The sequence below is a fragment of the Pseudomonas sp. O39 genome (genome assembly GCF_045447295.1).
GTDB classification, from domain to species: domain Bacteria; phylum Pseudomonadota; class Gammaproteobacteria; order Pseudomonadales; family Pseudomonadaceae; genus Aquipseudomonas; species Aquipseudomonas antarctica_A.
This window is the reverse complement of record NZ_JBJGXV010000005.1, coordinates 150,193-172,567: the sequence shown is the minus strand read 5'-3', so window position 1 is coordinate 172,567 and position 22,375 is coordinate 150,193. Positions and strand designations below refer to the sequence as shown.

23 protein-coding genes, 1 pseudogene and 1 riboswitch are annotated in these 22,375 nt (G+C 60.9%); of the genes and pseudogenes, 10 read left to right on the top strand and 14 right to left on the bottom strand.

The annotated features are described in order from the left end of the window. Positions 1-134: 134 nt before the first annotated feature. From ACI77D_RS09835 to ACI77D_RS09815, 5 genes are read right to left on the bottom strand one after another with little or no spacing between them, the layout of a single operon-like run. Positions 135-764, bottom strand: a complete 630-nt coding sequence (locus ACI77D_RS09835) for an urea amidolyase associated protein UAAP2 (RefSeq protein ID WP_064451293.1) — start codon at positions 762-764, stop codon at positions 135-137. Positions 765-773: 9 nt separating this feature from the next. Next, positions 774-1,499, bottom strand: coding sequence for an urea amidolyase associated protein UAAP1 (locus tag ACI77D_RS09830; RefSeq protein ID WP_407016492.1), 726 nt, complete (start codon positions 1,497-1,499; stop codon positions 774-776). Continuing rightward, positions 1,496-2,260: an ABC transporter ATP-binding protein gene (locus ACI77D_RS09825; RefSeq protein ID WP_221294186.1), complete on the bottom strand. Its 765-nt coding sequence runs from the start codon at positions 2,258-2,260 to the stop codon at positions 1,496-1,498. The genes ACI77D_RS09830 and ACI77D_RS09825 overlap by 4 nt, the downstream gene beginning before the upstream one ends. Next, positions 2,257-3,072 (bottom strand): ABC transporter permease, encoded by an 816-nt coding sequence (locus ACI77D_RS09820; protein ID WP_064451296.1) that lies wholly within the window; start codon positions 3,070-3,072, stop codon positions 2,257-2,259. Before ACI77D_RS09820 ends, ACI77D_RS09825 begins: the two co-directional genes overlap by 4 nt. A 12-nt stretch (positions 3,073-3,084) precedes the next feature. Continuing rightward, complete coding sequence (locus tag ACI77D_RS09815) at positions 3,085-4,152, bottom strand: putative urea ABC transporter substrate-binding protein (RefSeq protein WP_262667278.1); 1,068 nt, start codon at positions 4,150-4,152, stop codon at positions 3,085-3,087. 60 nt (positions 4,153-4,212) lie between these two features. Beyond that, positions 4,213-4,314, bottom strand: a riboswitch (guanidine-I (ykkC/yxkD leader). A 421-nt stretch (positions 4,315-4,735) separates the two neighbouring features. On the opposite strand from ACI77D_RS09815, the gene ACI77D_RS09810 reads away from it, so the two are divergent. Together ACI77D_RS09810 and ACI77D_RS09805 are read left to right on the top strand one after the other, a co-directional pair. Further along, positions 4,736-5,074, top strand: a complete 339-nt coding sequence (locus ACI77D_RS09810; protein ID WP_262667279.1) for a hypothetical protein — start codon at positions 4,736-4,738, stop codon at positions 5,072-5,074. 163 nt (positions 5,075-5,237) lie between these two features. Beyond that, the gene (locus tag ACI77D_RS09805; RefSeq protein WP_407016491.1) at positions 5,238-5,669 is read left to right on the top strand and encodes a DUF3757 domain-containing protein; all 432 of its coding nucleotides are present in this window, start codon (positions 5,238-5,240) and stop codon (positions 5,667-5,669) included. A 7-nt stretch (positions 5,670-5,676) separates the two neighbouring features. On the opposite strand, the gene ACI77D_RS09800 is transcribed toward ACI77D_RS09805, so the two are convergent. Then, positions 5,677-6,789 carry an enoyl-CoA hydratase/isomerase family protein gene (locus ACI77D_RS09800; protein WP_407016490.1) on the bottom strand — a complete coding sequence of 371 codons (1,113 nt, stop codon included), beginning with the start codon at positions 6,787-6,789 and terminating at the stop codon, positions 5,677-5,679. A gap of 135 nt (positions 6,790-6,924) precedes the next feature. Between ACI77D_RS09800 and ung the strand changes: the two genes are divergently transcribed. Next, positions 6,925-7,617, top strand: a complete 693-nt coding sequence (gene ung, locus ACI77D_RS09795) for a uracil-DNA glycosylase (protein WP_407016489.1) — start codon at positions 6,925-6,927, stop codon at positions 7,615-7,617. Between the two features lie 123 nt (positions 7,618-7,740). Here the strand turns inward: ung and ACI77D_RS09790 are convergent. The 5 genes and pseudogenes from ACI77D_RS09790 to ACI77D_RS09770 all read right to left on the bottom strand — a co-directional run bounded on the left by ACI77D_RS09790 (position 7,741) and on the right by ACI77D_RS09770 (position 13,183). Continuing rightward, a pseudogene (locus tag ACI77D_RS09790) lies at positions 7,741-8,778 on the bottom strand (AbrB family transcriptional regulator). After that, positions 8,771-10,285 (bottom strand): tripartite tricarboxylate transporter permease, encoded by a 1,515-nt coding sequence (locus tag ACI77D_RS09785; protein WP_407016488.1) that lies wholly within the window; start codon positions 10,283-10,285, stop codon positions 8,771-8,773. The pseudogene ACI77D_RS09790 and the gene ACI77D_RS09785 overlap by 8 nt, the downstream one beginning before the upstream one ends. Position 10,286: 1 nt before the next feature. Continuing rightward, positions 10,287-10,745 carry a tripartite tricarboxylate transporter TctB family protein gene (locus tag ACI77D_RS09780; protein WP_407016487.1) on the bottom strand — a complete coding sequence of 153 codons (459 nt, stop codon included), beginning with the start codon at positions 10,743-10,745 and terminating at the stop codon, positions 10,287-10,289. Positions 10,746-10,875: 130 nt separating this feature from the next. Then, positions 10,876-11,859: a Bug family tripartite tricarboxylate transporter substrate binding protein gene (locus tag ACI77D_RS09775; protein ID WP_407016486.1), complete on the bottom strand. Its 984-nt coding sequence runs from the start codon at positions 11,857-11,859 to the stop codon at positions 10,876-10,878. 34 nt (positions 11,860-11,893) lie between these two features. Beyond that, positions 11,894-13,183 (bottom strand): OprD family porin, encoded by a 1,290-nt coding sequence (locus tag ACI77D_RS09770; protein ID WP_407016484.1) that lies wholly within the window; start codon positions 13,181-13,183, stop codon positions 11,894-11,896. Positions 13,184-13,418: 235 nt separating this feature from the next. Between ACI77D_RS09770 and ACI77D_RS09765 the strand changes: the two genes are divergently transcribed. Together ACI77D_RS09765 and ACI77D_RS09760 are read left to right on the top strand one after the other, a co-directional pair. Continuing rightward, the gene (locus ACI77D_RS09765) at positions 13,419-14,090 is read left to right on the top strand and encodes a response regulator (RefSeq protein ID WP_064451306.1); all 672 of its coding nucleotides are present in this window, start codon (positions 13,419-13,421) and stop codon (positions 14,088-14,090) included. Next, positions 14,083-15,468: a sensor histidine kinase gene (locus ACI77D_RS09760; protein ID WP_064451307.1), complete on the top strand. Its 1,386-nt coding sequence runs from the start codon at positions 14,083-14,085 to the stop codon at positions 15,466-15,468. The genes ACI77D_RS09765 and ACI77D_RS09760 overlap by 8 nt, the downstream gene beginning before the upstream one ends. Here the strand turns inward: ACI77D_RS09760 and ACI77D_RS09755 are convergent, their stop codons facing one another. Continuing rightward, positions 15,469-16,290, bottom strand: coding sequence for an HDOD domain-containing protein (locus ACI77D_RS09755; protein WP_064451308.1), 822 nt, complete (start codon positions 16,288-16,290; stop codon positions 15,469-15,471). A gap of 37 nt (positions 16,291-16,327) precedes the next feature. After that, entirely contained in the window at positions 16,328-17,269 is a 942-nt protein-coding gene (locus ACI77D_RS09750) for a YgfZ/GcvT domain-containing protein (RefSeq protein WP_407016483.1), read from the bottom strand. 140 nt (positions 17,270-17,409) lie between these two features. Between ACI77D_RS09750 and ACI77D_RS09745 the strand changes: the two genes are divergently transcribed. Further along, positions 17,410-17,664, top strand: a complete 255-nt coding sequence (locus ACI77D_RS09745) for a succinate dehydrogenase assembly factor 2 (RefSeq protein WP_053254893.1) — start codon at positions 17,410-17,412, stop codon at positions 17,662-17,664. After that, positions 17,648-18,094: a protein YgfX gene (locus ACI77D_RS09740; protein ID WP_064451310.1), complete on the top strand. Its 447-nt coding sequence runs from the start codon at positions 17,648-17,650 to the stop codon at positions 18,092-18,094. Before ACI77D_RS09745 ends, ACI77D_RS09740 begins: the two co-directional genes overlap by 17 nt. Here the strand turns inward: ACI77D_RS09740 and nadB are convergent. After that, the gene (gene nadB / locus ACI77D_RS09735) at positions 18,063-19,679 is read right to left on the bottom strand and encodes an L-aspartate oxidase (protein WP_064451311.1); all 1,617 of its coding nucleotides are present in this window, start codon (positions 19,677-19,679) and stop codon (positions 18,063-18,065) included. The two genes, ACI77D_RS09740 and nadB, sit on opposite strands and share 32 nt — an antisense overlap. Before the next feature lie 464 nt (positions 19,680-20,143). Here nadB and rpoE point away from each other — a divergent pair, with 464 nt between their 5' ends. Genes rpoE through ACI77D_RS09720 form a run of 3 tightly spaced genes read left to right on the top strand, consistent with a single transcriptional unit; the run spans position 20,144 to position 22,321 of the window. Continuing rightward, the gene (gene rpoE / locus ACI77D_RS09730) at positions 20,144-20,725 is read left to right on the top strand and encodes an RNA polymerase sigma factor RpoE (RefSeq protein ID WP_003172477.1); all 582 of its coding nucleotides are present in this window, start codon (positions 20,144-20,146) and stop codon (positions 20,723-20,725) included. A gap of 32 nt (positions 20,726-20,757) precedes the next feature. Then, positions 20,758-21,345 carry a sigma-E factor negative regulatory protein gene (locus ACI77D_RS09725; RefSeq protein ID WP_003172479.1) on the top strand — a complete coding sequence of 196 codons (588 nt, stop codon included), beginning with the start codon at positions 20,758-20,760 and terminating at the stop codon, positions 21,343-21,345. 16 nt (positions 21,346-21,361) lie between these two features. Then, a complete protein-coding gene (locus ACI77D_RS09720) occupies positions 21,362-22,321 on the top strand; it encodes a MucB/RseB C-terminal domain-containing protein (protein WP_407016482.1) in 960 nt (319 codons plus the stop codon). The last annotated feature ends 54 nt before the right edge of the window (positions 22,322-22,375 follow it).

The window sequence follows — 22,375 nt, the reverse complement described above, 5'->3', positions numbered from 1 at the left end:
CCCCTTATTTATTGGATGATTCACCGCCATCGCAGGCAAGCCAGCTCCCACAGGGAACCTTCAGCGTTTTTGCAGGCACTGCCCGGCGCGGGATTGGCACAGCGTGAACAACCATTTACGCAGGCGCTTGAGTTTCAGTTCCATACCAGTAACTCCGCAGGGGTCGGGTTGTAGGCGTTGCACGGATTGTTCAGTTGCGGGCAGTTGGAAATAAGCACGATCACATCCATTTCCGCGCGCAGGTCGACGTACTTGCCGGGGGCGGAAATACCGTCTTCAAAGGTCAACCCGCCGTCGGCCGTGACCGGCACATTCATGAAGAAATTGATGTTCGGCCCGATGTCGCTTTTACCCAGCCGACCGTCGTGGGCGCAGGCGCGCAGGTAGTTATCGCGGCAGCTGTGCATGTAGCGTTTTTCCAGGGCATAGCGCACGGTATTGCTCTCTTGGGCACAGGCGCCACCGAGGGTGTCGTGGCGCCCGCAGGTGTCGTCGACGAGGGTCAGCATCGGCTGGCCAAGGTTGGAATACAGCACGCTGCCGGTGCCCAGGTACACGCTGTTTTGCCGACGTAACGTGCGCTGCACGTCGTAGCGCTCGCGCGGGTTTTTAAGGCTGTAGAACAACGTGTCGACAGCCTGGTTGCCTTCAAGGTCGAGGATGCGCAAGGTCTGGCCGGCCTTGACCTCCATCAGCCAGGGCTCGCCGGCGGGAATAGTGGCGCGGTACACGGCCGCGTCCGGGTGTTTCAGTGCGATAGACATGGCAGCTCCTCAGGCGAACAGGCGGTCGGTGTTGATAAAGCCGCGCTCGTTTTCCGGGCGCGAGGTGCGGCAGTGTTCGGCGACACTGGGGTCGGCGTTCATCCAGCTGAGTTTCAGCGGCTGTGGGGCGTAGTTCGGGTTGGGGTCCATCGGGTGTTGCAAGGCGGTCAGCACCACCAGCGTGTCCATCGGCGCGTAGAGCTCGATGTAGTCGCCAGCCTTGGAATTGCCCGGCACGAAGTGCAAGCCACCGTCGCTCTCTACGCTGACGCGGCTGAACAGGTTGAGGGTCATCAGCAGGTCGGACAGCCCCAGCCCCCACTTGCCCAATTCCACCAGCAGGTTATCGGTGCCGTTGCGAAAGAAGCCGTTGCGCAGCTCCTGATAGCGGCCCTGGCCGTATTTCTCGGCCACTTCGGACGCACACAACACACCGCCGATGCTGTCACTCCAGCCGCAGGTGTCGGCGATAATGGCGGCCAGCACGCGGCCCATGTCCGAGTACAGGCAGTGGCCGCTGGTGAGCTTGGCGGTGTGTTGGCACTTGAGGCTGTCGGGCAGGTTCAGGCGCTCAGTTTTTTCGTTGGCGTTGAGCAGGGTCAGGCTGACGTTGGCACCGCCACGAATGTCGGTGAGGCGCAGCAGTTGGCCGCGCTTGAGCACGAAGGAGCGGTGGCCGCCGCCGGGCAGCATCTCTTCCGCGAACGGGGGGAACAGTTGAGTGGAATCGGTCATTTGGAAGTGGCTCCAAGTTCGGCGGCGAGCGCTTTGCGGCGCTCGCTGTTCAAAGGGATGTCGTAGGTGATGCGGGCGCCATAGGCGCCGGGGGCGTGGGGGTCGAGGCGAACCTTGTCGAACACCAGCAAGCGCGTGCCGAGGCTGAAGCCTTCACTCAGGTCGTGGGTGACCATGAACACCGTCAGCCGGGTTTCGCGCCACAGCGCCAGCAGCAACTGGTGCATGTCTTTACGAATGCCCGGGTCGAGGGCGCCGAAGGGTTCGTCCAGCAGCAATACACGAGGTTTCATGATCAGGGCCTGGGCGATGGCCAGGCGTTGTTGCATGCCGCCGGAGAGCTGCGCCGGGTATTTGTCCAGCGCGTGGCCCAGGCCGACCTTGAGCAGCAGTGCCGCAGCCTGTTCCCGTGCGTGGTCTTTGGCGCTGCCGAACAGCCGCCCCAGCAACGGCGAGCGGGGCAGCTCAAGGCCGAGGGCGACGTTATCCAGCACGGTCAAATGCGGGAACACAGAGTAGCGCTGGAACACCACGCCACGGCTCGCATCCGGCTCGGCGGCGAGCGCCTGGCCATCCAGCAGAATCTGGCCCTTGCTCGCAGTTTCCTGGCCCAGCAGCAGGCGCAGGAAGGTGGATTTACCGCAGCCCGAGGTGCCGACCAGCGTGCAGAACTCACCCTCATCGACCTGCAGGTTGAGCCCTTCAAGTACGACCTGGTCGCCATAGCGCTGCCACACATTGTTGACGCTGATAAAGCTCATGCCCGCGCTCCTTCGTACCAGGGGAACGCACGCCGGGTCAGGGTTTTGAGGCCCCAGTCCATCAGCCAGGCGAGCAGGGTGATCCACACTACGTAAGGCAAAATCACGTCCATCGCCAGGTAGCGGCGCACCAGGAAAATCCGGTAGCCCAAACCGTCGGTGGAAGCGATGGCTTCGGCAGCGATCAGGAACAACCACGCCGAGCCGAGCATCAACCGCAGTGAGATCAGCAGGCGCGGTAGCAATTGCGGGAGCACCACGCGCAGCATCAAAGTCCAGGTGGAGGCGCCGAGGGTCTGCGCCTTGACCAGCAACTCGACGGGAATTTCCCGGGCGCGCTGTTCCAGATCGCGCGCCAGGGCCGGTGTGATGCCGATGACGATCAGCATCACCTTGGACAATTCCCCCAACCCGAACACGATGAACAGAATCGGCAGGATCGCCAGCGGCGGCACCATCGACAGCACCGTGAGCAACGGCGACAACGGCGCGCCAAACAGCGGCAGCGTTCCGGCGGCGATGCCCAGGCACAGGCCGGCGAGGGCACTGATACCCAGGCCGATGGCCAGGCGGCGCAGGCTCGACGCGCTGTCTTGCCACAGCACGTATTCACCGGTGCGGGTGTCGGCGCTGAACGCCAGGCGCTTTATGGCGTCGCCCATTTGTACGGCGCTGGGCAGCAGCTTGTCGTTGGGGTTGTCCGCCAGGCGCTCGGCCGAGCCCAAAAAGTAGGCGAACAGCAGCAGGGCGAACGGCAGCATCACCAACAACAGGCGGCTGGAGCGTTCCGGGTGACGGTTGATCAGGCGCATGGCCGGGTCCTCTTACAGCGTGCCGTCGGCGGCCATCTGCACGTAGCGGGGGTCGAACTGCAGCTTGAGGTTGGTTTTGTCGCCGCTGGTCACGCCGTTGGCGAAGCTCATGCCCACGGCGCTGGTGTCCTTGGCACCTTCGCCGAGCAGGCCGTGTTCAAACGAGAACTCGGCGACCTTGCGCATGGTGGCGGGCAACTGCGCGCTGGTGGCGAAGGCCAGGGCTTCCTTGGGCGTGGCGAACAGCTTGGTGGTGTCCAGTTGCGACTGGAAACCCTTGAGGTCGGTGCCGGAGGCTTTGGCCATGTGCTCCAGCGCGTCGGTGCTGGCAGCGTTTTTGGCGTTCATCAGCGCAACCACTTCGAACCAGGCGCCGGTCAACGCTTTGCCCAGCTTGGGGTTGTCTTTGAGGGTCTGGGTGTTGACCACCATCATGTCCATGATTTCGCCGGGCACTTTGCTGGAGTCGAACACTTCGGTGACGCCCGGTTTGGCCTTGATCTCAGAGAGCATCGGGTTCCAGGTGGTGACGGCTTGCACCTGGTCGGTGTTGAAGGCCGCGGCGATATCGGCGTCGGAGGTGTTGACTACTTTCAAGTCTTTTTCGGTGAGATCGGCCGACTCCAGGGCGCGGGCCAGCAGGTAGTGGGACACCGAGAGTTCCACCAGGTTGACGTTCATGCCCTTGAGGTCAGCCACGGTCTTGCCGGTGCCCTTGATCACCACGCCATCGTTGCCGTTGGAGAAGTCGCTGACCACCAGCGCGGTGCTGTCCACGCCTCCGGCGGCAGGAATGGTCAGGGCGTCCATGTTGGTCATGGTGCAGCCGTCGAACTGGCCGGCGGTGTACTGGTTGATGGATTCGACATAGTCATTGAGCTGCACCATGTCGATCTTGATGCCGTACTTCTTGGCCCACTTGTCGAGGATGCCTTGGCTGCCGGCGTATTCCCACGGCATCCAACCGGCGTAGATGGTCCAGCACACACTGAAGTGGTCTTTGGGGGCGGCTTGGGTTTGAACGCTCATCAAGGCGGCAAAGGCGGCGGCGAGCAGGGCGGGTAAACGGATTGAGGGCATGGGGCTTCTCCAGTTGATCAAGGGCGAGCAGGAGCAACGCGGCACCGTGAACGGTGGCTTGTCTCCCGGGCTTTTATCCCGCCGTGTAACCTCAACTGGAGGTCGCCAACTCTCGGACCAGCCACTCGCGATCAGCGAGCCGGAACCCTAGTCAGCCATTGCAAATTGTGGTGCCGCGAACCTGTAATAAATCCTGCACGAGGGAGGTAAAGCGAGAGTCGTGCCAAGTGAGGCAAGCGCCCGGCTTTTCAGCCCGGCATGGGCGCCGTGGGGCTTGCGCGCGAAGGGTTGTGCGTCAGGTCGGTGCGCCGGCGCACAGTAATGAGGCGATTACCGCTGTAACTAGCTGGCCAGGCCATTCAGCGTGGATGCCGCAGTGCTGACAGAAACCCGTTTGCTGGAAAAGGTCAGTCCCAGGGGGTTGGCGAGCCGGACGACACCTGGCTGCAGCGCAGATGTACCAAGTTGTTACAGAAACGCACCAGATTCGGTTTTTGATGTCAGATGTTTCGTCATTCAGTGAAAGATGAATGCCGCCCTCCAGCGTCGCTGGAGGTGCTCTCCCGCGGTCCAGGAGGCCGCCATGTATCGACGACTGCTGCTTAGCGCTTTATTCGGCCTGACCCTTTCTGCGTGTGTGCCTTATTACGATGGCGGCGCCACTTACTATCGCTCGGAGGTCTATACCGCACCGGCGCCGGCCTATTACTACGGTGGCCCCACCTACTCGTATGGACGCAGTTACTACGCGCCGCCACGTTACTACCAGCCGGCGCCACGTTACTACCAGCCAGCGCCGCGTTATTACCCAAGGCCTGCTTACCGGCCGTACCCGAACCAGGGCTGGGGAGGCGGTCACTGGGGCAATGGTGGCCGAGGTCGTGGATCTGATCATGGAGGGGGGCGCGGCGGCCACCGGTAGCAGGTCTGGACGTGAGGCGGCGCATCAAGCGCCGCTTTTTTTGCGCTGCGGTTTATCGGTACTGTCAGTTTTAACAGCTATCGTCAGTGTTTCAGATGCAGTTCACTGTGGGAGCGCCGTTGTGCGTGTCCAGGAACCAGTGGGCTAATGGAACCAGCGCCTCATGATCAAACAATTAGTGTGTGCAGTCTTTTTTACGGCAGCCGGGATTACACCGCTCAAGGCGGAGCAGGGCTGTCCGTATCCCTCATCGGTCAAATATGCGGACGGTTATTTCCAAGCCTCCAGCGGGCAGTCGCTGTGGCAAAGCCCCAAGGTCGACGTGGATGATTTTGCCGATCGTTTCATTGGCGCACTCTTCACGCCGGGCAAAGGGCAGGAGCGGGAATACGGCCACTTGGACAAGTGCCTATACCGCATGGGCAACGGCCAGATGATGGCTTTGCGGTATGACACGCCGGGGAAGCTCGACACCATGTCACTCACGGCCACTTTGCATTGGCAACTCACCACTGATCCGTTGAATCAGGACGTCTACATCTGCCAGGACAGCCAGCCGGACAATTGTTCATTCACGGTCAGGCGGCTGCACTGATCACCTGTCAGTAGTCTGATAAGTCGGCCAGTGGGTTTCTGCCTTCCCACGCCTTGGTAAAGTGCGCCTGGACTACGGCGTCCGGGACTGTGTTGATATCGGGCCAATGCCAATGGGGCTGCTGGTCCTTGTCGATCAAACGCGCCCGCACGCCTTCGCTGAACTCCGGGTAACGGCAGCAATTGAGACTCAGGGTGTATTCCATCTGGAACACTTGGGCCAAAGACAGGTGCCGAGCCCGCTGGATCTGTTCCCACACCAGGTGCGCAGTCAGCGGGCAACCTTCACTGAGTGTCTTGCCGGCGCGGCTGAAGAGGGGGTCGGCATGCTCGCGCAACGGGCTCAAGGCTCGCCAGGCACACCGCACATCACCCACATCGAGCCATTCATCGATTTGCGCACGGCGTGGTAGCCATTGCGCCTCGGGTTGCTGGCTGACGGCTTCCTGGGCCAGCGCCTTGAGCAGGCTGTTGAGCTGCATGGCGGTTTGTTCCTGCCAGTTCAGTTGCAGCAGGCCTTCGATCAATTCTTCTTGCTGGTCATCGCGCAGGAAACGGTCAGCCAGGCCCAGGTCCAGCGCATCACGACCATTGATGTGCGCACCGGTGAGGCCAAGGAATAAACCGAGTTTGCCCGGCAGCCGCGACAGGAACCAACTGGCCCCGACATCCGGGTACAGGCCGATGCTGATCTCGGGCATGGCCAGGCGGCTGCTCGGTGTGACGATACGCACCGACGCGCTTTGCAGCAGGCCCATGCCACCGCCCAACACATAGCCGTGGCCCCAGCAAATCAGTGGTTTTGGGTAGGTATGCAGGCGATAGTCGAGGCGGTATTCGGCAGCGAAGAACTGCGCGGCCAGGGCAGGCACTTCGCCGGGGAGTTCACGGCAGGCCTCGGCCAGGCTGCGGACTTCACCGCCGGCGCAAAAGGCTTTTGGCCCATTGCCGCGTAGCAGCACGCAGACGATATTCGGGTCTTTGGCCCAGGCATCCAGGCGATCGCTCAAGGCCAGGATCATGGGCAAGGAGAGCGCATTGAGGGACTTTTCAGCGTCCAGGCTGGCGATGCCGAGGCGGGCACCGTCGCTGCCGGTCAGCTCTTCGAAGTGCAGGTTCATCGTGACCTCAATCGAGAAAGTGAAGGTTCAGTATGATCGCTTCAACGGAAAGTGCCGGTTGTGTATCAGATCAATTGACAAGCGGGGTCGGCTTTCCTAGGGTTCGCCCATTCTTTTTTACACGATGAACACACCATGACCGAAGGCGACCGTATCAAACTCGAACCCAGCTGGAAACACGCCCTGCGGGATGAGTTCGACAAGCCCTACATGGCCGAACTGCGCGAATTCCTGCGCCAGGAGCATGCCGCCGGCAAAGAAATTTACCCGCCGGGCCCGCTGATTTTCAATGCGCTTAACTCCACGCCGCTGGACAAGGTCAAGGTGGTGATCCTCGGCCAAGACCCGTACCACGGCCCTGGCCAGGCCCATGGTCTGTGTTTTTCTGTGCAACCGGGTGTGCCGACGCCGCCGTCCCTGGTGAATATTTACAAAGAGCTCAAGCGCGACCTGAACATCGACATTCCCAACCACGGTTGCCTGCAAAGCTGGGCCGATCAGGGCGTGCTGATGCTCAACACCACCATGACCGTGGAGCGCGCCACTGCCAACGCGCATGCGGGTAAAGGCTGGCAGTTCTTTACCGACCGAGTTATCGAAGTGGTCAGTGAGCATCAGCCGCACCTGGTGTTCCTGTTGTGGGGCGCCCACGCGCAGGGCAAACAAAAGCTGGTGGATGCGACCAAACACCTGGTGCTGACGTCGGTGCATCCGTCGCCGCTTTCGGCGTATCGCGGGTTTCTGGGGTGCGGGCATTTCAGCCGGACCAACAAGTTTCTTGAGCAGAATGGTGAGACGCCGATTGAGTGGCGGTTGCCGCCACTCTAAGGTTCAACACCGTCCAATGTGGGAGCTGGCTTGCCTGCGATGGCATCCCCTCGGTCTGACTGAAACATCGAGGTGCCTGCATCGCAGGCAAGCCAGCTCCCACCTTGGAATTCAGTGAAGGCTTTAAGCTTTTTCCGGCTGGCGGTTCCAGTGCCGGAACAGCGGCTCCGCCAGAAACAGCACAAACAACAAGCGCATGACCTGCATCGCCGTTACCAAAGGCACCGACAGTTGCAAGGTCTCGGCGGTGAGGCTCATTTCGGCAATGCCGCCCGGCATCATGCCCAGCGTCAGTGAGCGCAAGTCCAACTGCGTCAGGGCGCTCAAGCCCACTGCCGCCAATGTCGCCAGCGCCATGGTCAACGCCGTACCTACCAGCGTACGGGCCATGAACGACGGTGCCCGACGAAAGAACTGACGGTTGAAGTGGCAGCCCAAACCGCTGCCGATCAGCCATTGACCGATCTGGCTGCCGCCGTCGGGCAAGCCGATATGCAAGTCCCAGACAACACTGGCAGTCGCGCTGACCAGCAGCGGCCCGAACAACCACGGGTTGGGCTGGCGCAAACGCTGCCAGCCCCAGGCCACCAGTGCGCCAAGCGGAAACAGTAGCGCCAGCCACGTCCAGCTCACGGGCGCCGGATGAAACTGCGGCGCACCGCCTTCCAGCAAATACTTGAAAATCGCCGGCACACACAGCACCACCACCAGCACGCGCAAACTCTGCCCGGCCGCGACACGGCTGAGCACCGCGCCGTTGCGTGCGCCGAGGTTGACCATCTCCCCGGAGCCGCCCGGCATGCTGGAGAAAAACGCAGTGGCGCGGTCTTAACCGCTGCGGCGCATCAACCACACGCCGACGATGCTCGACACGCTGGTGATCAGCGCGCCGAAGAAAATCAGGCCGAAGTGGCTCATCACCTGCTCGATCACCACCGGGGTGAAGTGCAGGCCGATGCCGATGCCCACCACCCATTGGCCGCATTTGCGCCCGCCGGGAATCTCCGCCAACTGCCACGGCGTCAGGCAGCGCACCAGAATGATCGCCAGCAACGAGCCGACCATATACGGCAAAGGCCAGCCGACGAGGCTGGCCAGGTAACCGCCGGCCAGGCCGACCAGCGGTGTTGCCCACCATTGTTTAAAGGTGACCTCAGACATCGGCCAGGGCACGACGCTGCAGGGCACGTTTACGGTAGATACGCACCAGCGGGAAGGCCAGTATCAGCACGGTCAGCACCCACACCCCGAACGTGATCGGGCTTGACCAGAGGATGTCCAGCGCACCGTTGGAGATCGACAGTGCACGGCGCAGGTTTTGCTCCATCAGGCCACCGAGGATAAAGCCCAGCAGCACCGGCGACAGCGGGAAGTCCAGCTTGCGCAGGAGGTAGCCGAAGATGCCGATGCCGACCATCAGGAACAGGTCGAAGGTGGTGGCGTGAACCGCGTACACACCGATTGCAGTGATGATGGCGATCACTGGCACCAGCGCCCAGTTCGGCACGGCGAGGATGCGCGTGAAGATGCGGATCATCGGGATGTTGAGGATCACCAGCATGATGTTGGCGACAAACAACGACGCGATCAGGCCCCAGACGATGTCCGGCTGTTGTTGGAACAGCAGTGGGCCGGGGGTGATGTTGTACAGCGACAGGGCGCCGATCATCACCGCCGTGGTGCCCGAACCTGGCACGCCCAGGGTCAGCATCGGCACCAGCGCGCCGCACGCGGAAGCGCCGATCGCGGTTTCCGGCGCAGCGAGGCCGCGCATGTCACCCTGGCCGAATTTGCCGCTGGCACCGGCCAGGCGTTTCTCGGTCATGTAGGCAACTGCTGACGCCAGTGTTGCACCGGCACCTGGCAATACGCCCATGATGAAGCCCAGCAGGCCGCATCGGATGTTAACCACGAACACCGAGGAAGCTTCCTTCAGGTTGAACATCATCCGCCCGGTGGCCTTCACCGCTTCCTGGCCACGGTGGGTTTTTTCCAGCAGCAAAAGAATCTCGCTGATGGAGAACAGGCCCAGCACCAACACCACAAATTGAATGCCGTCGGTGAGGTGGATGTTATCGCCGGTAAAGCGGTACACGCCGCTGTTGGCGTCGATACCGACGGCCGAGAGGAACAGGCCGATCAGCGCTGCAACAAATGTCTTCAGCGGTTTGTCACCGGCCATGCCGCCGAGGCAGACAATCGCGAAGACCATCAGTACGAAATATTCCGCCGGGCCGAAGGCAATCGCCCATTTGGCCAACAAAGGCGCAAACAGCACCATGCCGCAGGTGGCGATGAACGCGCCGATGAATGAACTCCATGCCGACAACGACAGCGCTACACCGGCCAGGCCTTTGCGGGCCATCGGGTAGCCGTCGAGGGTGGTCATCACGGTGGAGGCTTCGCCAGGGATGTTCAACAGGATCGAACTGATACGGCCGCCGTACTCGCAGCCCAGATACACCGCTGCCAGCAGGATCAACGCCGATTCCGGCGGCAGGCCCAGGGCGAACGCGATGGGGATCAACAAGGCCACGCCGTTGATCGGGCCCAGGCCCGGCAGCAGGCCGACCACGGTGCCGATCAAGGTGCCGCACAGGGCGGTCACCAGGTTATAAGGGGTCAGTGCAACGCCGAAGCCCTGGCCCAAATAGCTGAACGTATCCATATCAGTTCTCCAGAACTTCAAGCAGGCCGAGGGGCAGCGGTACATCCATGGCTTTATCGAACAGCAGGTAAAGGCCGATAGCCATCAAGGTGACGATCACCACGCTCGGGAACCAGCGGCCGCCATACAGGCGTGCCATCGGGATGCCGATCAGCATGCTGCTGAGGATGAAACCCAGGGACTCGAAGGTCGCGGCAAACACGATCAACAACGTGACGCAGATACCGATCTTGACCAGCGTGTCGCGGTCCAGGGCGGGTTCTTCCTCGGTGTGCTTGGTCGGTTGTGGGCGGAACAGCATGTAGATCAGGCCCAGGCTCATCAGCCCGAGCATCAGCAGTGGGTAGGCACGAGGCCCGACCGGCTCGTAGGAAAATGCCGCCTGATACGGCCAGGCCATCAGCGCGAGACCGGCGCAGGCCAGCAGCATCACCGAGGCGAAAATGCGTTGTAAGAGCATAGGAAACTCCTTGGAGACTCTTGTAGGCGCGCGCTTGCTCACGAAGAACGCAAGGACGCCGCGTGTATCCAGGTAGCACGCGTCATCGTTGAAGTCTTTCGCGGGCAAGCCCGCTCCCACGGAGGGGCGTTTACTGGATCAGGCCGAACTCTTTGGCCAGCACTTTGTAGTCAGCCACCTGTTTCTTCACGTAGCTGTCCAGCTCCGGGCCGGTCAGGGCAAACGGGAACAGCTCGCGCTGGTCACGCAGCTTGGCGAAGTCTTCGGAGGCCAGCAGTTTGTCGAACGCGTCTTTCCACCAGGCGTAGTCGGCGTCGCTGACTTTTGGCCCGAGGTAGAAGCCGCGAACTACCGGCCAGACGATGTCGTAGCCTTGCTCTTTGGCGGTAGGAATATTCTTCATTTCCGGCTCGTCCAGGCGCTCTTCGGCGAACACGGCGAGCAGGCGCATGTCGCCGCTGAGGATGTGCGGCATGGAGTCGGAAATGTCGGTACTGCCCACCTGGATATGGCCACCGAGCAGGGCGGTGGCGATTTCGCCGCCGCCTTCGAGGGCCACATAGCGCAGCTCACGCGGGTTGATCCCGGCGGCCTTGGCGATCAGCGCAGTTTGCATCCAGTCCTGGCTGCCGACGGTGCCACCGGAACCGATCACTACGCTGCCTGGATCTTTCTTCAAGGCTTTTACGAGATCGTCGAGGGTCTTGTAGGGCGAATCGCTTTTGACGGCAATGGCACCGTAACTGGTGCCCACCGCCGCCAACCAACGCACGGCGCTTTCATCGAAACGACCGAATTTGCCTTGGGCCAGGTTCAACAGTGAACCGCTGGACCAGGCCACCAGCGTGCCCGCATCCGCCGGGCGCTGTGCTACCACCGCGTTATAGGCCACCGCGCCCACGCCGCCGGGCATGTAGGTGACGCGCATCGGCTTGCTCAGCAACTTCTCGTTGACCAGCGCGCTTTGCGCCAGTTTGCAGGTCAGGTCAAAACCACCGCCGGGCGAGGCCGGGGCGATGCACTCCGGGCGTTTGGGTTCGTCGGTGGCCAGCAGTTGGCCGGCGAACAGCATGCAGCCGGCGGCGAGGGCCAATTTACGCAGTGAATAGGTCATTTTTATCTCCGTCTTTGTTGTTATTAGAGGCTACTTACCAAAGTGCGAGGCTATAACTCACCAGCACGCGCACTTCATCCGCATCACGGGCCGAATAGTTGGAACGGTACGTGGCGTTACGCAGGCGCAGGGCGACATCCTTGAATGTGCCGCTTTGCACGATGTAGCGGATCTCGCTGTTGCGTTCCCACTCTTTGCCGGTCTCACCGTTCCTGAGCTTGATGTTGTCACCCGACAGGTAACGGCTCATGAAACTCAGGCCGGGAATCCCGAGCTTGGCGAAATCGTAGTCGTAGCGCGCTTGCCAGGAGCGTTCTTCGGCGCCGGCAAAGTCGTTGATCTGCACGAAGTTGACAAGGTACGGATCGCTCCCATCCACGTAGGGAAAGGCGCTATCGCCAGACATGTGCTGGTAGCCGGCGCTGAGCTTGTGGCCGTTGAGGGCATAGCTGAACAGGCCGTTGACGGATTTGTTGTCGATCTTGCCGCCACGGGCGCTGCCGGTGTCATCGCTGATGGCCAGGCGCAGGTCGGCGCCGAAGGTGCCAGGGCCCATCGGGCGTGAGGCCACCAGGCCGAGGAAGTGCTGGCGGTAGACGTCGTCGAGTTGGGCGAAGTGGTAGCTGCCGGTGATCTTGTCGGCGAATTTGTAGTCCACGCCACCGAAGTTGAAGTGCTTGCCGGTGGCGCCGCTGACGAAGCGGCTGTTCTTGTTGTTAAGGGCGATGTCTTCGTAGTCGGTGGAGTCGCGGTCCTTGGCTTTGTCCAGGCGGCCACCGGTAAACACCAGGTTCTTGAATTCTTTGGACGTGAGCAATCCGCCGTTGAAGGTCTGCGGCAGAATGCGCCCGTCATTGGGCTTGAGGATCGGCAGTTCGGGGATCAGCGCACCGATTTTGAGCTCGGTGGCGGAGATCTTCACTTTACCGGTCAGGCCAAGTTTGGAGTATTCGTCGACAGCCCGACCATTGTCGGTGGGCAGCAAGCCAGAGCCGGTGCGGTCGGGGCTGGAGTCGAGCTTGACGCCGAGCATGCCCAATGCATCCACGCCGAAGCCGACGGTGCCGTCGGTGTAGCCCGATTGCAGGTTAAGCATAAAGCCCTGGGCCCATTCATCGCGCTTGGATTGCTGCGCACTGGTGCCGTCGCGAAAGTCGCGGTTGAAGTACATGTTGCGGGTTTCCAGGGTGCCGCTGCTGTCTTCGAAGAAGGCAGCCTGGCTCAGCGGCGAGAAGCCGGCAAGGGCAGTGGCACTGGCAAGGGCGGTGTGGGCAAGGCGAGAAAAACGAACAGGCGGGCAAGCCTGGGGCTGTGTCGACAGCATCGTTGTGAACTCCGTTATTGTTCTTATTTTGGCGAAAACGCTTCGAGGCGTTTTTCTGGCGCTACGGATCAGGTAGCTCGGCGGGCATTACCCACCGTGGCTGGATGCTAAAGGGCGAAGCTTTCACTAACCTTTCAGCTGTCTTTCAATGTTTTCGGGCTTCACAGGGCAGGCGGCGCCTGTAAACTGCCCGCCAAAGCGTGGCGTCGACCATGCCCGAATGAGGTGAAAAACCATGCGTGTCCTCTTGGTTGAAGACCATTTGCAACTCGCCGAAAGTGTTGCCCAGGCGCTCAAGAGCACGGGTTTGACCGTCGACGTGTTGCACGATGGGGTGGCCGCGGACCTGGCCTTGAGCAGCGAGGAATACGCGGTGGTGATTCTCGATGTAGGGCTGCCGCGCATGGATGGTTTTGAGGTGTTGGCGCGTTTGCGGGCGCGTGGGAAAAATCTGCCCGTGCTGATGCTCACGGCGCGCAGTGATGTGAAAGACCGCGTGCATGGCCTGAACCTGGGGGCCGATGATTATCTCGCCAAGCCCTTTGAACTGACCGAGCTGGAAGCACGGGTCAAGGCACTGTTGCGCCGCAGTGTGTTGGGCGGGGAGCGCCAACAGGCGTGCGGCGTGCTGGTCTACGACCTGGATACCCGACGCTTCACGGTTGGCGGCGAACTGATGACATTTACTTCCCGCGAGCAGGCGGTGCTTGAAGCGCTGATCGCCCGGCCCGGCCGCGTGATGAGCAAAGAGCAACTGGCCTCTCAGGTCTTCGGCCTGGATGAAGAAGCCAGCCCCGACGCCATCGAAATCTATGTGCACCGCCTGCGCAAGAAGCTCGATGGCCAACCCATCGCCATTGTGACGTTCCGCGGCCTCGGCTATTTGCTGGAAGCGCGCGATGCATAAGCCCAGCAGCCTGCGCTGGCGCCTGCTGTGGAACCTGGCGCTGTTGCTGGTGGTGTTGATGCTGGCCAGCGGCATGAGTGCCTACTGGAATGGGCGCGAAGCCGCCGACACCGCCTATGACCGCACCTTGCTGGCCTCGGCGCGTACCATCGCCGCCGGGTTGACCCAGGTGGACGGCACCCTGAGCGCGAATGTGCCTTATGTGGCGCTGGACACCTTCGCCTACGACAGCGCCGGGCGCATTTATTATCAGGTCAATGACATCAATCAGAAGCTGATTTCGGGCTACGAAAACCTCCCGGGCCCGCCGCCCGGCACGCCGCGCACCGACGACTACCCGGCGTTGGCGCGGTTCTATAACGCCATGTACCAGGGCCAGCATGTACGCGTGGTCAGCCTGCTCAAAGCGGTCTCCGAGCCGAACATGAATGGCATGGCGGAAATTCGTGTTGCGGAAACCGATGAGGCGCGCGAGAGCATGGCCCGCAGCCTGTTGGCCGACACGTTATTGCGTTTGGGGATGTTGGCCGTCGGCGCGTTGCTGCTGGTGTGGTATGCCGTGAGTGCGGCGCTGCGGCCGTTGGAGCGTCTGCGTACGGCAGTGGAAGAGCGTCAGCCTGACGACTTGCGGCCGTTGCCGCTGGTGGAGGTGCAACACGAGTTCGGCCCACTGGTGCGTTCCCTCAACCACTTCACCGAGCGTTTGCGCGGCCAGTTTGAGCGACAGGCGCAGTTTATCGCCGACGCCGCGCACGAACTGCGAACCCCGCTGGCGGCGCTCAAGGCCCGGCTGGAGCTGGGCCTGCGCAGCGACGCTCCGGCGACATGGCGCAGTACGCTGGAAACCGCCGCCCAAGGCACCGACCGTTTGACTCACCTGGCCAACCAATTGTTATCGCTGGCGCGCATCGAAAATGGCGCGCGGGCGATTGCCGAAGGTGGCGCGCAATTGCTCGACCTCAGCCAACTGGCGCGGGAGCTGGGTATGGCCATGGCACCGTTGGCCCATGCACGCGGCGTCGCCCTGGCGTTGGAGGCAGATGAACCCGTGTGGTTGCGCGGCGAGCCGACCTTGTTGAATGAGTTACTGAGCAACCTGGTCGACAACGCGCTGGCCCACACACCCTCAGGCGGCAATGTGATCCTGCGGGTTTCGGCGCCAGCCATTCTGGAAGTCGAAGATGATGGCCCAGGCATCCCGCTGGATGAGCGGGACCGGGTATTTGAGCGGTTTTATCGCCGCAGCCAGCAGGGCATGGGCTCGGGTTTGGGGCTGGCGATTGTCGGGGAGATCTGCCGCGCGCATCTGGCGCAGATCAGCCTGCACGATGGTGAGTTGGCGGGATTGAAGGTGCGGGTGAGTTTTATCGCGGGTTGATCAGTAAAACATCGAGCGCGCTTCATCCAACTCGGCACGCAGGGCCTCGCTGTAGGGGTCGAGCCGCAACTTTTTGATCGCCGGCAGGCTGGAAACGGGCACATTCGCCAGCGGATGATCGGTGCCTCGGTGGCAATACAGCACGGCGACCTGAACCAGATCGATGTAGTCCAGGCTCGCGGAGTCGCGCTCCAGGTCCAGGTATTGCCCGGGCAGCTTCGCCAGCATCTCCGGGAAGTCCCAGCCACCGAGCAGTTTGTCCCCAAGCAACGGGTGGATGCTCTCGATGACGTGGTTGAGGCTGACAGGGTCGGCGAGCAGTTCGTAATGATCTTCGGCGTACGTGAGAATGGGCAGCACGCCAATCTGATGCACCAGCCCGCCGAGGGCCGCCTGGTCCGGTTTGAGATGGCTGTGGCTGCGGCACAAGACATAACTCACACCGGCCACTTCCAGGCTACGGCGCCACACTTCGCGCATTTTCAGCTCAACGACTTCGGAGCGGGCGTGGAAGATTTGTTCCATCACCAGGCCGATGGCCAGGTTGCTGCTGTAGTTGGTGCCCAGCCGGGTGATGGCGGTGTGCAGGTCGGTGACTTCCTGGGTCGCGCGCAGCAGCGGGCTGTTGACCACTTTGATCAGGCGCGCCGACAGGGCGGTATCGCGACCGATCACTTTGCTCAAGTGGCTGATGCTGATCTCCGGGTCTTCGGCGGCCTGACGAATTTTCAGGGCCACTTCCGGTAATGTCGGCAGAACCAGGTCATCGTTGTCGATGGCCATCACCAAAGCCTGTTGGACTTTTTCCGCCAGCTTGTTCATTCATGCTCTCTAGGGTGTTGCAAAAAAGGTACGGCGATTAACACTGGATCTCTTTATCGCGATCCAGTTGGTAAGGCACGTCGAGCAGGTGCAAACCGGGTCCTTCCAGGGTGCCTAAGTGCACATCGCCGCTCTCGGCTGCTTCGGCTTGCAGCACGGCCAGAAGTTCAATCGATTGATCAGCTTTTGCCGCGATCACGACTTCCCCGATCGCGCTGTTGTGGTTGGGCGAGAACAGCGCAGTGCCTGGCTCGGGCAGTTCGGCCGCATTGAGGCTCAAGCGGTAGAGGCGACGCTTGAGCTTGCCCAAATACTGCATGCGCGCGACGATTTCCTGACCGGTGTAGCAGCCTTTCTTGAAGCTGACGCCGCCGACGGCCTGCAGGTTGAGCATCTGCGGGATGAACAGTTCGCGGGTTTGCGGCATGACCTGGCCGATGCCTGCGCGGATCTGGCCCAGCAGCCATTCATTCAAGTCAGCGTGTTGCAGTTGGCTGGCCAATTGATTGCGTACGGTTTCCGCTTGCTCGGCCGGCACCCAGAGTTCAGCGCGGGCGGGTGAGACGCGAATGGCGATCAGTGTGTCTGTGCGGGCGACGCTGTCGGTTTCGGCTGGCAGCTCAAGGCCGAGGCTGGCCAGGGCCTGGTCCGCATTCGACAGGCCGAAACGTACCCAGGCGGCGCTTTCGTCGGTGAGCTTGGATTTGGAGAACACTGCGTATTTTTTCAGATCGGCCAGTTGCGGTTCGAGCAGTTCGGTGGCCATGGCCATGAGCACGCCATCACCTTGCAGGAGGATGCGAAAACTCGACTGCATGCGGCCTTTTTGCGTGCAGCGCGCGCCCAGGCTGGCCTGGGTGTCGCTCAGGTAGTTGAGGTTGCAGGTCAGTTGCCCTTGCAGGAACTTGGCAGCGTCGGAGCCGCGGACGGCGAGAACGCCTTCGTGGTGCAGGGCGCAGAAAAAAGCAGAGTCGGCCATGGGTCATCGCAGGTCAAAAAGTCATGCGTGCATCATAGAGGGGCGTTCGGTAAATGGATAGTTTCCGTATGAGGCGACCAAAGCCGACTGGTCCGCTGCCGTCGGGGCTGTATACTTGCGCCCTATTTGAGGAGCGCTCCATGGTCGAAGAAGTAGAAATCAATCGCCTCTACTGGCACAGCCGTCGCGGCATGCTGGAGTTGGATGTGTTGTTGGTGCCTTTCACCAGAGAGGTGTACAAGACGCTCAATCAGGTGGATCGCGAACTCTACGAGCGGCTGCTGACTTGCGAAGACCAGGACATGTTCGGCTGGTTCATGGAACGCGCCGAATCTGAAGATCCGGAGCTGCAGCGCATGGTTCGTAAGATTCTGGACCGTGTCCAGCCCAAGTAATCGCTTCGAATGCCGCTGGCAGGCCTCTCGGCTGTTGCTGGCGGCGTATCTGCTTGCCCAGGTGTTCGCGCTGGGTGCCTTGCTTGTTGTTGACTTACCTTTCTCCAGCGTTGGCATTTTGTTGTGCCTGGCTCACGCTGCGTGGGTCTTGCCGCGTCATATCCTGCTGACCCACCGTTCGTCGATTCGTGGCCTGCGCCGCGACGAAGATGGCTGGCAGTTGTTCAGCCATGAGCGAGGCTGGCACAGTGTTCAGCTACGTCCAGATAGCCTGGCATTGCCGCTGATCGTGGTACTGCGCTATCGGGTGCAGGGCGAATGGCGGGTGCGCTCGATCTGTGTGCCGATGGATTCGCAGGCCGCCGATGTGCATCGGCGCCTGCGGGTACGCTTGAAGTTCAGCCGCCGTAGGTGGTTGGCACCAGAATAGTGTCGCGGGCCTCAGGCAGCATCTGCGGGTAGTCGAGGGTGTAATGCAGGCCGCGACTTTCCTTGCGCTCCATGGCTGAGCGGATCATCAGTTCGGCGACTTGGGCCAGGTTGCGCAACTCAATCAAGTCGCGGCTGACCTTATAGTTGCTGTAGAACTCGTCAATCTCATCCAGCAGCAACCGCACGCGGTGTTGAGCGCGTTGCAGGCGCTTGTTGGTACGCACAATGCCGACGTAGTCCCACATGAAACGGCGCAGTTCGTCCCAGTTGTGGGCGATGATCACGTCTTCGTCCGAGTCGGTCACCTGGCTGGCGTCCCAGCGCGGCAAGGCGGCGGGCACGGGGATGCGTGGCAGTTGCTCGAGGATGTCGGCTGCCGCAGAGCGGGCGTAGACAAAACATTCGAGCAGTGAGTTGCTCGCCATGCGGTTGGCGCCATGCAGGCCGGTAAAGCTGGTTTCGCCAATCGCATACAGGCCGGGTACGTCGGTGCGGCCATGCTGGTCGACCATCACGCCGCCGCAGGTGTAGTGCGCGGCCGGCACCACGGGGATCGGGCCTTTGGTGATATCGATGTTGAACGCCAGGCAGCGCTCGTAGACGGTGGGGAAGTGAGTCTTGATGAAGGCTTCGGGCTTGTGGCTGATATCGAGGTAGACGCAGTCGATGCCCAGGCGCTTCATTTCGTGGTCGATGGCGCGGGCGACGATATCCCGTGGTGCTAATTCTGCGCGTGGGTCGAAGCGCTGCATGAAACGCTCACCATTCGGCAGTTTCAGGTGTGCGCCTTCACCGCGCAGGGCTTCGGTGATCAGGAAGCTCTTGGCTTGCGGGTGATACAGGCAAGTGGGGTGGAACTGATTGAATTCCAGATTGGCCACCCGGCAGCCCGAACGCCAGGCCATGGCGATGCCATCACCGCAGGCGCCATCGGGGTTGCTGGTATAGAGGTAGACCTTGGCCGCGCCGCCCGAGGCGAGAATGGTGAAGCGTGCGCCGTAGGTGTCGACTTCACCGCTGGCACGATTGAGTACGTAGGCGCCGAGGCAGCGTTCGCCGTCCAGGCCCAGGCGTTTTTCCGTGATCAGGTCGACGGCGACACGCTGCTCCAGCAATTCGATGTTGGGGCGTTGGCGGGCCTGGTCGAGCAGGGTCTTGAAGATCGCCGCGCCGGTGGCGTCGGCGGCGTGGATGATGCGGCGATGGCTGTGGCCGCCTTCACGGGTCAGGTGAAACTCGAAGCCGCCGTCGTCACTGCCAGCGTGTTCGTCGCGGGTGAACGGCACGCCCTGATCGATCAGCCATTGGATGGCTTCGCGGCTGTGCTCGACGGTGAAGCGCACGGCGTCTTCGTTGCACAGGCCGCCGCCGGCGTTGAGGGTGTCCTCGACGTGGGATTGCACTGTATCGGTGTCGTCCAGTACCGCCGCGACACCGCCTTGGGCCCAAAATGTCGAGCCGTTGGCCAGATCACCCTTGCTCAGGACGGCAATGCGCAGGTGGCCGGGCAGGGTCAGTGCCAGGCTCAAGCCGGCCGCGCCGCTGCCAATCACCAGAACATCGTGTTGAAACTGTTGGCTCATTTGAAGGATTCCGCAAAAAGCGATCCACAGGGGTTGGCGCAAACAGGACGCCTGGATCGGCGAATCAAAGGGTCACACGGGCCACTAGTATATAGAGGGGGGGAGCGGCACAATAGCCGGGCATTCGTGGCAATGTGAAATTACGGTGCACGGCGAGGGGCTGACTGACTGGTTATTGAGGTGGGAACTTTTTGCATAAGCCCCGACTCAATAGCAGGTTGCCCGAAAGCTGGGAAAACGTTGAGTTTATTGGCCCGTCGGGAGCATTGGACGCGTCAGAAGACCGGCGACAAGATTATTCGCGCAGCCGGCCTAGCCCGCGCTGCGTTTTTCGTGTGTGCCAAATCAGTGCATGCCGGAAACTTGCTTGGAGGGGGAGAACTTTTGCGAAAAGTCCTAGTCTATGTTTGCAAGCCTGATCGTTTAGTTATGCAAGCCTCCTTCAAGTACAACGAGGAGTGTTCATGCTAACCCAGGAAGAGGATCAGCAGCTGGTCGAGCGCGTTCAACGCGGCGACAAGCGCGCATTTGATCTGCTAGTGCTGAAATACCAGCACAAAATTCTCGGGTTGATCGTGCGGTTTGTGCACGACACCCATGAAGCGCAGGACGTTGCACAGGAAGCCTTTATCAAGGCGTACCGTGCACTTGGCAATTTCCGCGGTGATAGTGCGTTTTACACGTGGCTATACCGTATCGCCATTAACACGGCGAAGAACTATCTGGTGTCTCGCGGACGCCGCCCACCTGATAGCGATGTAAGTTCAGAAGATGCAGAATTTTACGATGGTGATCACGGCCTCAAAGATCTCGAGTCGCCGGAGCGTGCATTGCTGCGCGACGAGATCGAAGGCACCGTTCATCGCACAATTCAGCAACTGCCAGAAGATTTGCGTACGGCGTTAACTTTACGCGAATTCGATGGTCTGAGTTACGAAGACATTGCGAGCGTCATGCAGTGTCCGGTGGGGACTGTAAGGTCACGGATTTTCCGGGCCCGGGAAGCCATCGATAAAGCCTTGCAACCGTTGTTGCAGGAAAACTAAAGACAGCGGCGACAGCCAAGAGAGGAACCGCCATGAGTCGTGATGCCCTGCAGGAATCGCTGTCCGCAGTGATGGATAACGAAGCGGATGAACTGGAACTTCGTCGAGTGCTCAATGCATTTGATGATGCCGAAACCCGTGATACCTGGTCTCGTTACCAAGTCGCTCGGGCGGTGATGCACAAGGATCTTCTAATCCCTCGTCTGGATATTGCTGCGGCCGTTTCTGCCGCGCTGGCTGATGAAGCCGTTCCGGCAAAAGCTGCTCGTGGCCCTTGGCGTAGCCTGGGTCGCCTGGCAGTTGCTGCCTCGGTGACTGTTGCCGTGTTGGCCGGTGTTCGCCTGTACAACCAGGACGAAATCGCCGGTGCCGAACTGGCCCAGCAGACTCAGCAACCGGTCATGGCCGGTCCGCAAGTCAAAGGCCCAGCGGTACTGGCCGGCTACAAGGAAAGCTCTGATACCACAGGTCCTATGGCCAATGGTGTACTTCAAGGGCAATCCGGCTGGCAGGACCAGCGTCTTCCAGGCTACCTGCGCCAACACGCACAGGAATCGGCACTGAAAGGCACTGAAAGCGCTCTGCCATACGCTCGTGCAGCAAGCCTGGAAAACCGCTAAACCGTTAAGGGGCCCTATGCGCGCCATACCGCTCCTTACGCTTTTGCTCAGTGGTTGTTTTGCACTATCCGCCCATGCCGACGAAGCCCAAGACTGGCTGACTCGACTTGGGCGTGCAGAGCAGCAGCAAAGCTTTGCAGGTACGTTCGTCTACGAGCGTAACGGCAGTTTTTCTACCCATGACATCTGGCATCGTGTCCAGGACGGTCAAGTCCGTGAGCGGCTGTTGCAGCTCGATGGTTCTGCCCAGGAACTGGTGCGGGTAAATGGAAGAACTCAATGTTTCAGTGGCACATTGGTTGCCGGCCTTGGCAATTCGCCTGACGCGCCTTCGCGCGCACTCGACCCGCTAAAACTCACCCAATTCTACGAACTGGCCGTCATTGGCAAATCTCGTGTGGCTGGTCGTAATGCGGTGATTGTGTCGATCACTCCGCGCGATCAATACCGTTATGGCTTCGAGTTGCACCTGGATCGTGAAACCGGGCTGCCGCTTAAATCTTTGTTGCTCAATGATCAGGGCCAGTTGTTGGAGCGCTTTCAGTTCACGCGGCTGAACACGTCGCCAGCACTAACGGATCGCGACTTGCAGCCCAGTGGCGAGTGCACGGCTGTAGCGGTTTCGAACGGTAAAGCGCCCGAAGTGCCCGCCACCCAGGCATGGCACTTGGACTGGTTGCCCCCTGGCTTCCAGCTCACCAACAGCATCTCGCGAAAAGATACCCAGACCAAAACCACCGTCGACAGCCTGATGTATGGCGACGGGCTGGCGCGCTTTTCAGTGTTTCTTGAATCGACCGATGGTGCGAGCGTGAGCGAAACACGCACCCAACTCGGTCCGACTGTTGCCGTGTCTCGCCGCCTGAACACCGTAGATGGCGAAGTCATGGTGACGGTTGTCGGAGAAATCCCTATCGGCACCGCTGAGCGTATCGCGCTGTCGGTGCGCGGCGAAAAGACCGCCGCCAAGCCGTGAATCGTTAATCTTATGTTCATCCTGATCTTTCAATGTGAGCCGATGCTTGGTTAG

Excerpts from the sequence above, each read along its gene's own strand:
- ACI77D_RS09835 (WP_064451293.1), bottom strand. The coding sequence starts at position 764 with ATGTCTATCGCACTGAAACACCCGGACGCGGCCGTGTACCGCGCCACT.
- ACI77D_RS09830 (WP_407016492.1), bottom strand. The coding sequence starts at position 1,499 with ATGACCGATTCCACTCAACTGTTCCCCCCGTTCGCGGAAGAGATGCTG.
- ACI77D_RS09825 (WP_221294186.1), bottom strand. The coding sequence starts at position 2,260 with ATGAGCTTTATCAGCGTCAACAATGTGTGGCAGCGCTATGGCGACCAG.
- ACI77D_RS09820 (WP_064451296.1), bottom strand. The coding sequence starts at position 3,072 with ATGCGCCTGATCAACCGTCACCCGGAACGCTCCAGCCGCCTGTTGTTG.
- ACI77D_RS09815 (WP_262667278.1), bottom strand. The coding sequence starts at position 4,152 with ATGCCCTCAATCCGTTTACCCGCCCTGCTCGCCGCCGCCTTTGCCGCC.
- ACI77D_RS09810 (WP_262667279.1), top strand. The coding sequence starts at position 4,736 with ATGTATCGACGACTGCTGCTTAGCGCTTTATTCGGCCTGACCCTTTCT.
- ACI77D_RS09805 (WP_407016491.1), top strand. The coding sequence starts at position 5,238 with ATGATCAAACAATTAGTGTGTGCAGTCTTTTTTACGGCAGCCGGGATT.
- ACI77D_RS09800 (WP_407016490.1), bottom strand. The coding sequence starts at position 6,789 with ATGAACCTGCACTTCGAAGAGCTGACCGGCAGCGACGGTGCCCGCCTC.
- ung (WP_407016489.1), top strand. The coding sequence starts at position 6,925 with ATGACCGAAGGCGACCGTATCAAACTCGAACCCAGCTGGAAACACGCC.
- ACI77D_RS09785 (WP_407016488.1), bottom strand. The coding sequence starts at position 10,285 with ATGGATACGTTCAGCTATTTGGGCCAGGGCTTCGGCGTTGCACTGACC.
- ACI77D_RS09780 (WP_407016487.1), bottom strand. The coding sequence starts at position 10,745 with ATGCTCTTACAACGCATTTTCGCCTCGGTGATGCTGCTGGCCTGCGCC.
- ACI77D_RS09775 (WP_407016486.1), bottom strand. The coding sequence starts at position 11,859 with ATGACCTATTCACTGCGTAAATTGGCCCTCGCCGCCGGCTGCATGCTG.
- ACI77D_RS09770 (WP_407016484.1), bottom strand. The coding sequence starts at position 13,183 with ATGCTGTCGACACAGCCCCAGGCTTGCCCGCCTGTTCGTTTTTCTCGC.
- ACI77D_RS09765 (WP_064451306.1), top strand. The coding sequence starts at position 13,419 with ATGCGTGTCCTCTTGGTTGAAGACCATTTGCAACTCGCCGAAAGTGTT.
- ACI77D_RS09760 (WP_064451307.1), top strand. The coding sequence starts at position 14,083 with ATGCATAAGCCCAGCAGCCTGCGCTGGCGCCTGCTGTGGAACCTGGCG.
- ACI77D_RS09755 (WP_064451308.1), bottom strand. The coding sequence starts at position 16,290 with ATGAACAAGCTGGCGGAAAAAGTCCAACAGGCTTTGGTGATGGCCATC.
- ACI77D_RS09750 (WP_407016483.1), bottom strand. The coding sequence starts at position 17,269 with ATGGCCGACTCTGCTTTTTTCTGCGCCCTGCACCACGAAGGCGTTCTC.
- ACI77D_RS09745 (WP_053254893.1), top strand. The coding sequence starts at position 17,410 with ATGGTCGAAGAAGTAGAAATCAATCGCCTCTACTGGCACAGCCGTCGC.
- nadB (WP_064451311.1), bottom strand. The coding sequence starts at position 19,679 with ATGAGCCAACAGTTTCAACACGATGTTCTGGTGATTGGCAGCGGCGCG.
- rpoE (WP_003172477.1), top strand. The coding sequence starts at position 20,144 with ATGCTAACCCAGGAAGAGGATCAGCAGCTGGTCGAGCGCGTTCAACGC.
- ACI77D_RS09725 (WP_003172479.1), top strand. The coding sequence starts at position 20,758 with ATGAGTCGTGATGCCCTGCAGGAATCGCTGTCCGCAGTGATGGATAAC.
- ACI77D_RS09720 (WP_407016482.1), top strand. The coding sequence starts at position 21,362 with ATGCGCGCCATACCGCTCCTTACGCTTTTGCTCAGTGGTTGTTTTGCA.